At 58.2% G+C, this 8,921-nt stretch carries 16 protein-coding genes; 10 read left to right on the plus strand and 6 right to left on the minus strand.

Going from position 1 to position 8,921, the window contains the following annotated elements; all coding sequences use genetic code 11:
- From KIP88_RS48330 to KIP88_RS41140, 4 genes are all read right to left on the minus strand, one after another.
- Entirely contained in the window at positions 1-1,128 is a 1,128-nt protein-coding gene (locus KIP88_RS48330) for a tyrosine-type recombinase/integrase (RefSeq protein ID WP_374226582.1), read from the minus strand.
- Entirely contained in the window at positions 1,011-1,328 is a 318-nt protein-coding gene (locus tag KIP88_RS48745; protein ID WP_374226581.1) for a helix-turn-helix domain-containing protein, read from the minus strand. The genes KIP88_RS48330 and KIP88_RS48745 overlap by 118 nt, the downstream gene beginning before the upstream one ends.
- Positions 1,328-2,101, minus strand: coding sequence for a hypothetical protein (locus KIP88_RS41135; RefSeq protein ID WP_214493814.1), 774 nt, complete (start codon positions 2,099-2,101; stop codon positions 1,328-1,330). The genes KIP88_RS48745 and KIP88_RS41135 overlap by 1 nt, the downstream gene beginning before the upstream one ends.
- Positions 2,102-2,181: 80 nt before the next feature.
- Positions 2,182-2,427 (minus strand): hypothetical protein, encoded by a 246-nt coding sequence (locus tag KIP88_RS41140; protein ID WP_214493815.1) that lies wholly within the window; start codon positions 2,425-2,427, stop codon positions 2,182-2,184.
- A 118-nt stretch (positions 2,428-2,545) separates the two neighbouring features.
- Here KIP88_RS41140 and KIP88_RS41145 point away from each other — a divergent pair, with 118 nt between their 5' ends.
- From KIP88_RS41145 to KIP88_RS41170, 6 genes are all read left to right on the plus strand, one after another.
- Complete coding sequence (locus KIP88_RS41145) at positions 2,546-2,701, plus strand: hypothetical protein (protein WP_214493816.1); 156 nt, start codon at positions 2,546-2,548, stop codon at positions 2,699-2,701.
- Positions 2,698-2,868, plus strand: coding sequence for a hypothetical protein (locus KIP88_RS41150; protein ID WP_214493817.1), 171 nt, complete (start codon positions 2,698-2,700; stop codon positions 2,866-2,868). Before KIP88_RS41145 ends, KIP88_RS41150 begins: the two co-directional genes overlap by 4 nt.
- The gene (locus tag KIP88_RS41155; RefSeq protein ID WP_214493818.1) at positions 2,865-3,092 is read left to right on the plus strand and encodes a hypothetical protein; all 228 of its coding nucleotides are present in this window, start codon (positions 2,865-2,867) and stop codon (positions 3,090-3,092) included. Before KIP88_RS41150 ends, KIP88_RS41155 begins: the two co-directional genes overlap by 4 nt.
- Before the next feature lie 148 nt (positions 3,093-3,240).
- Positions 3,241-3,426: a hypothetical protein gene (locus KIP88_RS41160; protein WP_214493819.1), complete on the plus strand. Its 186-nt coding sequence runs from the start codon at positions 3,241-3,243 to the stop codon at positions 3,424-3,426.
- 18 nt (positions 3,427-3,444) lie between these two features.
- On the plus strand, positions 3,445-3,753 hold the full coding sequence (locus tag KIP88_RS41165) for a hypothetical protein (RefSeq protein WP_214493820.1): 309 nt from the start codon (positions 3,445-3,447) through the stop codon (positions 3,751-3,753).
- 63 nt (positions 3,754-3,816) lie between these two features.
- Positions 3,817-4,077 (plus strand): hypothetical protein, encoded by a 261-nt coding sequence (locus tag KIP88_RS41170; protein WP_214493821.1) that lies wholly within the window; start codon positions 3,817-3,819, stop codon positions 4,075-4,077.
- Positions 4,078-4,109: 32 nt separating this feature from the next.
- Here KIP88_RS41170 and KIP88_RS41175 read toward each other — a convergent pair whose 3' ends face one another.
- Positions 4,110-4,337 (minus strand): hypothetical protein, encoded by a 228-nt coding sequence (locus KIP88_RS41175; protein WP_214493822.1) that lies wholly within the window; start codon positions 4,335-4,337, stop codon positions 4,110-4,112.
- A 272-nt stretch (positions 4,338-4,609) separates the two neighbouring features.
- On the opposite strand from KIP88_RS41175, the gene KIP88_RS41180 reads away from it, so the two are divergent.
- The 4 genes from KIP88_RS41180 (at position 4,610) to KIP88_RS41195 (ending at position 8,120) form a co-directional block, all read left to right on the plus strand.
- Positions 4,610-4,954 (plus strand): response regulator, encoded by a 345-nt coding sequence (locus KIP88_RS41180; RefSeq protein WP_214493823.1) that lies wholly within the window; start codon positions 4,610-4,612, stop codon positions 4,952-4,954.
- Positions 4,955-5,899: 945 nt separating this feature from the next.
- Positions 5,900-6,094, plus strand: coding sequence for a hypothetical protein (locus tag KIP88_RS41185; protein ID WP_214493824.1), 195 nt, complete (start codon positions 5,900-5,902; stop codon positions 6,092-6,094).
- Positions 6,095-6,601: 507 nt separating this feature from the next.
- A complete protein-coding gene (locus tag KIP88_RS41190; RefSeq protein ID WP_214493825.1) occupies positions 6,602-6,955 on the plus strand; it encodes a PRC-barrel domain-containing protein in 354 nt (117 codons plus the stop codon).
- A 796-nt stretch (positions 6,956-7,751) separates the two neighbouring features.
- Positions 7,752-8,120, plus strand: coding sequence for a hypothetical protein (locus tag KIP88_RS41195; RefSeq protein ID WP_214493826.1), 369 nt, complete (start codon positions 7,752-7,754; stop codon positions 8,118-8,120).
- A gap of 339 nt (positions 8,121-8,459) precedes the next feature.
- Here KIP88_RS41195 and KIP88_RS41200 read toward each other — a convergent pair whose 3' ends face one another.
- Positions 8,460-8,618 carry a hypothetical protein gene (locus KIP88_RS41200; RefSeq protein ID WP_308163759.1) on the minus strand — a complete coding sequence of 53 codons (159 nt, stop codon included), beginning with the start codon at positions 8,616-8,618 and terminating at the stop codon, positions 8,460-8,462.
- Positions 8,619-8,921: the final 303 nt, after the last annotated feature.

Genomic DNA, 8,921 nt, shown 5'->3' on the forward strand with positions numbered 1-8,921 from the left:
TTAGCTTACCTTTGTTACCTTGCTCCGGGACTTTTTCCGGGATTCCGCGAGCCGTTCGACGGCGGCGGCCACGTCCTCATCAAGCACGTGCGCGTACCGGAGCGTGCTCTTGATGTCGCGATGGTTCAGCGCCTTCTGCACCAGTTTGAGATTGCCGCTCTCGCGGAGAAGCTTCGTCCCGAAGTCGTGGCGGAAGTCGTGGAATCTGAAGTCGCCGACGCCGGAGATGGAGCGGAGACGCTGCCATGCCGTCTTGGCGCCGTTGTAAGTCAGCGGGTACCGCAGGCCCCTCACCCGACCAAGCCGCCGGTTGCCGTAGATGGCGACGTAGGTGAACACGGCTTCCGGGTGCTGCCCCTGTAGCGGGAACAGGATGTCCCGGACCGCCGGAGTGATCGGGAATACCACGCGCCGACCGCCCTTCCCCGTACGCACGATCTGTCTGGTTCCGAAGTTCACCTCGGTCCATCGAAGCGTCACGCATTCTTTTAACCGCATGCCGCTGGCGCGGGCGAAGTCGAAGAACGGGCCGTAGTCGTCGCGCATCGCCTCATCAAGAGCATCCCCCTCTTCGCTCTTCAATTCGCGCACCCGCTCCTCCGGCTCGGGCAAAAACAGATCTTCCCACTTCGGTTCGTTCTCAAATATCGCACCCTCTGCCTTGGCGAACTTGAACAGGCGCTGAAGCACCTTGCTCGCAGAGCGGTTGACGGTGGCGTTGGAGATCAGCGGCAGCAGCTCGCGCTGGTCTTTGGTCAGCTTGCCGCGCCGTGATACCCGGTGCCCACGGCGCCATGCCACAAGCTCTTTAGCTGCTTTGTGATCGATATCGGTGAGCAGCTTTGTGGGGCCAAAATACTCTATCAAGCGCGCTAGGTTCGTCTCCGTAGCCTTCGGCTCGGCATCGTACTGCGCGGTGTCATTCCAGAGCCGGGCGGCAACGTCATCGATTGCGAGCGACGCGCGGGAACGCTTCGTCGCCTTCACAAGTGCCGCGGCCTTCTGATGCTCTAGGGTTTCGAACCGTTCGGCGTCTTTGCGAGCCGTGCACTTCGTTGAGCCATGAAACCGATGACCGTCGATCTGGAAATCGAACTGGTAGTACGGTGATCGCTTATCGCGATAGATAGACACGCTTCCCTCCGGCGTCGTCGCTCCAAAAATTCGTGAATGTCCTGTTCGGTGTATCGCCGTCGCGGGCGCTTCTTGCCGCGGCCGACGTTGATGTACGCGATCTCACCGTCCTGGACGAACGCGGTGAGCTGCTCCTCGGTAATGCCAAGGCGCTGCGCGGTCTCCGGATGCGTCAACAGAACGGACGTCGACATCAGGCAGCCCTGTTCTTCGCCTTCGCCGGCTGCGCATCCTCCAAACCCAGCAGCTGGGCAATCGGCAAGATCGCGCGGTGAGAGAAAGTCTGCCTCCAGTTCAGATCAGAATACTCGACCTTGTTGTCGCGCAGCTCGTACTTCGCGTAGGCACGAGGATAGTTCGTCAGATCGACTGAAATTCCTGCGTCTATGAAGCTGGGGCCTTCGAGTGAAACGTAGGCGCGAGCCCAATCGCTCGCCTCGCGTTTTTTGAAAGAGATCTTCTGCTGCCGCACGGCCTCGATCAGGGCGACCAGCCCATCACGGAATGAGTGGTTGCTCCCCAATCCCTCCATACCCGGCACCGTCAGGAAGTCAGTCTCTTGTATCGTCTTCGCCGCCTCAACGAGGTCAGCTGGGGTCTCATCGGATATGAGATCCTTCCAGGACGATCGCTTTTGGTATCTGAGGCCAGAGTATAGTTCGACGGTGCGTGCTGCCGTGGCGATTCCGCCACTCGAAGTTCCAGCAATCGCAATGAGCAGGTTTGCCGCATCCTCGACAGTCACCTTGGCTGCACTCTTCCCTCGCCCGCCCTTCGAACGCAGGCCCTTCTCCGCGAGAACCCTGTCGTACAGGACAACGGTTGCCTGAGGCACGTTGAGTGCCGACGCTACACATTCCACCAACTGTCCGGGTGTCGCCATGAGGGTCAAATCCTTGGGGCCAAACTCTTCATTGGCGAATAACACAAATGGCGACCGGTATGCAATATCATTTGTTTTATGCACAGATGGGAAACCCGCCGGCTTGTGACCGGCGGGCCTGATTGTCTCAGATCACGAAGCGGTGACGTGTGAGACGCCATCGCTCAAACCGGAGCCGGCAGCGAATGGACAGAAGTCGGATCAGGCGCATCGCCTGCCCTCGCTTCCTCGCGGATTTTGATCGCCCGGGCATGGTCGATGATCTGCCATGCGACACGGTGCATCTGCGGCAGCGCCGTGTCGGCATCGGGTTGCGCCAGCATGATCGCAAGCAGGGTCGCCCAGTCGGAGATGGCCTCAATATCCGCCATCGTGTCGTTGCCGTCGGCCAGTCGGACAATGCGGCTCATGCCACGCCGCTTCCCCTCGGCTCGCTATCCTTATGGACAACTAGCACAACATGTGCCACAACCTGGCATATGTCAACCAACTTGTGCAGGATGCCCAATGCTCCTAGAAACTGACGTCATGGCCGATGAACTGAGAGATCTCCGTATTCCCGTAATGATGGCTGCTACCGAGGTGGCCGCTATCGATGCTTGGCGCCGCAAGCAGGATGACCTGCCCAGCCGCTCCGAAGCCATCCGCCGGTTGGTTGAGCTGGGGCTGAAGGCTAAGAAATGACGGGTTCTGCCGAGCGTTATCGTCAGAATGCGGATGATTGTCGGCAGCGCTCGCTGCAGGCCCGCCTTCCGGTAGATAAAGCGAACTGGCTCCAGATCGCTGAAGATTGGCAAAAGCTTGCGGAAGAGGTCGATGCCGCTGAGCTAAAGGGTCGGGCGCATTCATGAACAAGCTTCGCAGATTCTACGAAAAAGTGCCGTATGGTCGAACATCGCCCCGGGTCGCGTATGTGACGAATCGGGGTGCCCTCCCTGAAGCTCTGCCAGACGCCGACTGGACCGAAGACGCGACCTTCAATGCAGGCGACGCCATTCTCGCCAACCCGTTACTGAAGGAAGTCTATAAGGAGGCCATTCTCAAAGGCTGTGCATTTGAGAAGCTCAAGACCTGAGTCCCCCGCTAGTCGCCGGTTGGATGCAGCGCAGCACTGGGACGATAACGGCTTGGCGCCGCAATTTGTGGCTGATTGTTGGCTGACACTCCCGAACTTATTACCATGGACCGTTTGCAACTGGCGGTTCTGAAGGCATGATCGATGGATGCCGTACTGGATACATGCCAAGGTCAAAGACGGCGGCTTTTCGGTCGTGGTGGAGACGGCCAAAGACGCGCTGGCTAAGCTGGCTGAACTGGCCGAGACGGACCGCATCGAGGTAGCCGCCACGGACTTGTCGGGCACGGTCATAGAGCTGGCGACCCTGCGGGCCGAAGCGGATCAGGCGTAACGCTGGCGCGCTGACCGCATGGGGAATGTAACAGGCTGGAAGCGACCATTTGACGATCCAATACCCCTGCCCGATGGCCGTGAGCTCGTCACCCTCGAAGACGCGGGGGCCTACATCACCCAACTTCCGAAGGCCGACCAGCAGCTCGACGAATGGCAGACCGCTATCGAGGCACTGTTGTTGGTGGTCAAGCAAAACGGACCAACGATGTTCGCTCGCATCCGGTTCATGAAGGCGCTGAACCGTCATGTCGAGCGGGTGTTCAATCCCGACCGCAAACCATTGGGCCAAACGCACAGTAGATATAGTGGACAGATTTGTTTGTGAGGCTTGCGGCAAACGCCTTGCCAATGTACGGCCGAGCTTTCCGCGCGCTCGCATGGGACATTCATGAAATTCGCCACCGCCCGCCCCTATGCCGACCCGGAAAAAGCCGCTCGCCGAATCCTCGAAATCGCCAATGCGGTCGAGCCGGTACAAGGGCGCATACATATCGAGAAAATCAACGAGCCGTTTCTCTTCCGTGACCGCGGCAGCCCGGCCGAGTACGGCGCGGGCCTCAAACTCGCGATCGAGCGCGGCTGGCTCAAGATGCACGAATCCGGGACCTTCGTCACCTTCACGCTAGAAGGCGCGGAGCTGTTCGGCTGAGGATTGAGCAGGCAGCCAAATCCCTCGTCAAATTAACTGGGGCTGGGTGTATCGTTCTTCTTCGGCGGCCGCAGGCCCGGCGAGTTAAGCCAATCGTCCATATGGGCCGCCGCTTCGATCCTCCGCGCCTTTTTCAAGACTGCTTCGCGAACTGGTCCATAGGGTAGCAGCTTCGCCTGATCTCGGAGCTTTTGTGCCTCTTCGACAAGCCGCTCTTTAAGAGATTTGGTTTGTTTGAAACGTCGCCGCTTGATGATCATGGCGCACTCCTTTCCGTTAGAGGAAGGCGGGAGCGCTACCGGACGTTCTCATCACAGATAGAAGCCACGTACCGGGCTGTGATGGTGAACAATGTACCCCTGATTAAAGCGTGCGTATGTCCACAAGTGCACACAGTCAATATTTCAATTTATGCCCTAGGTCGAAACAGGCCAGTACCCAGGTCTCGCCGTGCCGAGCTATCCGAATGCCGGCCGCGAATCCGATTGCAACCATTACGAATTCCGGGATTTGTTTTCTTCCGGAGGCAATGATGTCGAACTTTGTAGCCCTCATTGTTGAGGATGATCCGTTCCAGCGGGAGACCCTTGCTGACCTCCTGAAAAGCGCAGGCCTTCAGGTGGTGGAGTGTGCCAACGGAGAGGCCGCGGAACTGGTGCTCGCTACAACGGGCCCTGAACTCCGGGCTTTTGTAATCGATATTCAGCTTGGTGGAGCGATGTCGGGCGTCGAACTTGCGGAGTATGCTAAGCGCCAATTCCCGGGCCTCAACGTCGTGATGGTCTCTGGACATGGCCCGCCCTACGTCCCGCAGGACACCTACTTTCTCATGAAGCCCTATGAGCCACAGCAGCTACTGGACGCCGTGCTGAGATGAGCTGCGCGTCGTCGGGGCTTTGGAATGTGGCCAAGCAAATTTTTGAGGCCCTCGACGGATAAGTTGTGCTCGTCTCTCGACTCTGTCTTTCAAGAAATTGGAAACCTTCTCCCGGGCTTCGGCCTCCTGCACCGGCGTGAGATTGACCATCATGCCGTAGGTTTGCATCACGCGATCAATGGCTGCTTACATCGCAAAATCTCGTTCGGTTCCCACAATGGAACTCCTAGGTGGAACGCGGGTTCCTTGCCAGCCTTTCGAAGGGGTGGGACGCTGTTCCGGGAGCAAGCCCGGGTTGTGCAAACCTCTCTCCGGTTCACCCTAAATCGTAAATAAATGACTCGCCGTCTGAAGTTCCCGGGCGCACAATCACCCCATCACCGCCCGATCCGTGGCTTATATCGGTGACTGAGAACGCTCGGTGCGCTCCCGCCTTCCTCTAACGGAATGGAGCAGCGCTATGGAGCGACGCCGTTTCAATCAAATGGATCCATTGGACGAGAACCTGTCCGAACAGGCAGAGCGGCTTCGGAAGGAAGCCCGCGGCACGCCGCCAGGTATTGAGCGGGACAAGTTACTCCGCAGAGCGCGGCAAATTGAAACCGCAGCCCATGTGCGGGAGTGGATTGCGTCCCCGGGTCTTCGGTCACCCGATTAAGTAGCGCATGACACGCGACCCTCGAGTGCGGCGGACGGCCGTGATCTCACCTGGACAAATCAGTCTCGTTCTTGAGGACGAGGAGGAAGCAATGCGCATCGCACAAGCGATAGCGGACAGAACAGGGAAGTGCGTTATCTTGACAGATGCCAACGGCGTAGAGCTCGGCACCGTCAAAGGGCGTGGGACCACGCATTAACAAGGCCGGGACTATCAAGCGCCTCGGCAATGGACTTTCTGTTGAAGGCATCGATCCGCTGCCCATGTTAGAAGGGAGGTGCCCGTGCATGTTCGGGAAAACGACGCCGGCTCCAATCTCGCTTGAAGCTATCTTGCGACGCATCGCCGAGATTGATCATAAATTCCAACAAACCGACTCATGGTTACATTCAACGTTAGCGAAGGATGCCCGCGAGCGTGAACGCCTTGTAGCCGAGGCGAACAAACGGTTTGACGCGGGCTTGAAACACGAATGGCGGTAGCATGCAGCAGAAACGTTTTCTATCGATCGGCATAGATTCTAAGCCTGCCGGCTCGCGACTCCTCATTTAGCCCTGAGGGCCGCAGGTGCGGTCCTGATGCGCTCCATCAGGGCCGCTTTTTTTAAAGATTTAGGAACGCTATTCTTTGCCTTGTGTTGCGAGTCCGTGCCGAAGGCATATCGGCGCAGTATGACACGCCGAGACGGCCTCAGCTTTGCGCCCCCCGCTGAGGCCGTTGAGGCCTTGCCCGTCAGACGGCTACATTGAAGCCGACGACGCGCACGGGGCTCGTATATTGGCCGTTGCCACGCCTTCTCGACTCCAGGCCGAAGACCGACGCCTAGTCACTGATCGATCTTCAAGCCACTATCTACCCGCCAAGGCCCCAGCATGGGTTTAGTCGCCCGGTTCGCGGAAATGTGACGTCAAGCTGCCGCTAGCCCTCGCAGACGAGGAACGTTTCACCTCAACTGCTGTTCAGCCTCCACACACCAAAGGGAGTGAAAAATGGCTATTGAGGAAACAGAACAGGGCAACCTGATAGGCAGCGATAAAGTTGAGGGCACGGGCGTTTATGGCGCAGACAACGAGCAAATCGGCTCGATTGAACGCGTCATGATCGACAAGGTCAGCGGGAAGGTTGCATATGCCGTCCTGAGCTTTGGCGGCTTCTTGGGAATTGGAGACGAACACTATCCGCTTCCGTGGCAATCCCTGACCTATGATACCGGGCTCGGAGGTTATCGGACTGGCGTCACTAAGACGCAGCTGGAGGGAGCTCCAAAGTACGGAAACGATAATTCGTGGGATTGGGCTGACGACACGCGAGCACGATCGGTCAACAATTACTACGGGTTCTAATCGACGCTATTCCAGAACTGCGATCACAGCGGTCTCCCCCTGTGGCCGCGGTATTTCTAAACACTCGCAGTCGTGAATTGGGATTCGCGCGCCGGCGCTAGCTTTGGCATTGGACGACCAGAGGAGGACGCCATGGTGCGGGATCCTAGGACCATAGCGGCGGTCGTGTTCGCTTTTGTCATGATTGCCTGGGGTCTCGTAACCGAGCGCCCTCAAAGAAGCCCCCTACGGACCACGGATACGTCCCAATCATTGAGTGCCGATCCTGACTTGCGGTTAATCTCTGAGCGCAGCGAATACATGCGGACAGAACGCTGACAAGGCTGCGCTGTTGTGCGCCGCCGCTGAATTGAGAGGCCGAGGCTGTTCCTAATAGGACTTGGTGCGCTGCTCGTTCTTGGTGGAGTCTTATATAGGGCGCGCGCTACTATTTGACGGGAATCGCTTAGCCGGCCGGCTCGTGACACACTGGAGCCGCCACGCCGCGGCGTAGGATTCTTGGGATTTGACGCGAACTGGCCGGGGATTCTCCTTATGGCAATCGGTGCAGTTCTGTCGGTAACAGGGGCTAGTTTCTAGCCGCCGTTCACCTGCGATAACGCGAGATGCGCCAACAGAAGACCACCATCGGGGAAATGCGGCCCGGCGGCCCCACCCGGCTATAGTCTACTGCGGCGACTACAAGCGCTCATGCGCTGTGAACGCGGGACCGAAGCCCCACATGGCCCATGCACGAAGGGCCCCGCCGCCGGCTAGACTGGAGCTACCCGAAACCAAATAAGTGCGGAACGTGTGAATGGCTGGTTGGACGTTTTTTGGGAAAGTGCATTCGACGCGCTGGCTAGTGATCTGCCTTGGTTTGACAGCCTGTTCATCTATTGAAACCGCTCCGCTGGACCCCGGCCCTCCACCAGACTTCTTAAAGGTGAAGCCGCTGTTGATGCGAGTTGCGAGCGAATATCGCATCGTAGAAGGACTCGAGTTCTCCGGACCGATCCGGGCAAACGCACCGTCTTCGATCCCTTGGATCATGTGCCTTCGAAGCGCCTCGACGCCTCGGAAGACCTACGCGGCGTTCTTCAAAGGAGACGAATACATCCGGTCCCGCATGTCTGTGATTGAGGATCGTTGCGATGGCGAATCCTACCGGCCCTTTCCGAAGTGATTCCGCAATGACCGTTCTTATCTACGTTGACACGAGCAAGCAGGTCGGAGACCCCGATCACCTCAAGGTCTTTGCGAATGCCGACGCCGCTTGCCCAGCGTCATAGACCGGGCGCGCTACTGCGCCTGTTTCCGACCTTAGATGACCTGGTTATGTTGTCTATCGGGCGGACAGCGCTACCTGAGGTAGCCAAACGTTGCGATATGCAACGTCTTCATTCTAGAGTTGTTTTGGAGATCATCGCGACCGTCGCGGGGATTGCGCGCTTGATCTACTTAATATTCGGACCGTCGAGCTAACCGACGCCATAGGGTTTGTTGAGGAAGTAGTCGCGGTTTCCTAGGCCTTCTCGGCATACTGATCGATTGCGACCGTGATCGCCTGGACGTGCTGATAGCAGTGGCCTTCGCGAGTTGCCCGCTGCCGCAGCTCGGCAAGCGCGTCGATCCAGGGCGAGTTGTCCGCCTTCTCGTCGTACCATTTCAGGGACTCTTCCATCACCAACTCCGGCCGCCAAGCACGCGCCCTCTCATTGGACCATCCCGCTCCTTCTTGAGCCGGTCCCGCTCAGCGGTCTTCGACGATCCCGAACGGCGTCGCCTTTGAGTATGAATGAACCGGATCGGCCGCAGGACCGCCTAGGCGATGCTCGTGATTCTGGTGGTGCTATCGTCTGGCAGGTGCTCGGATCGCTTTAGAGTCGCTCCATTGCGTCATAGCGCCTGGAATCCAAAAGGGCCGCATTGGCGCGACCCTTAAGCCGGTCAAATTTTGTTCGGAATGAAAAGCAGCCCCGGCAAA

This window comes from Bradyrhizobium sp. SRL28 (genome assembly GCF_018596315.1).
Taxonomy (GTDB): domain Bacteria; phylum Pseudomonadota; class Alphaproteobacteria; order Rhizobiales; family Xanthobacteraceae; genus Bradyrhizobium.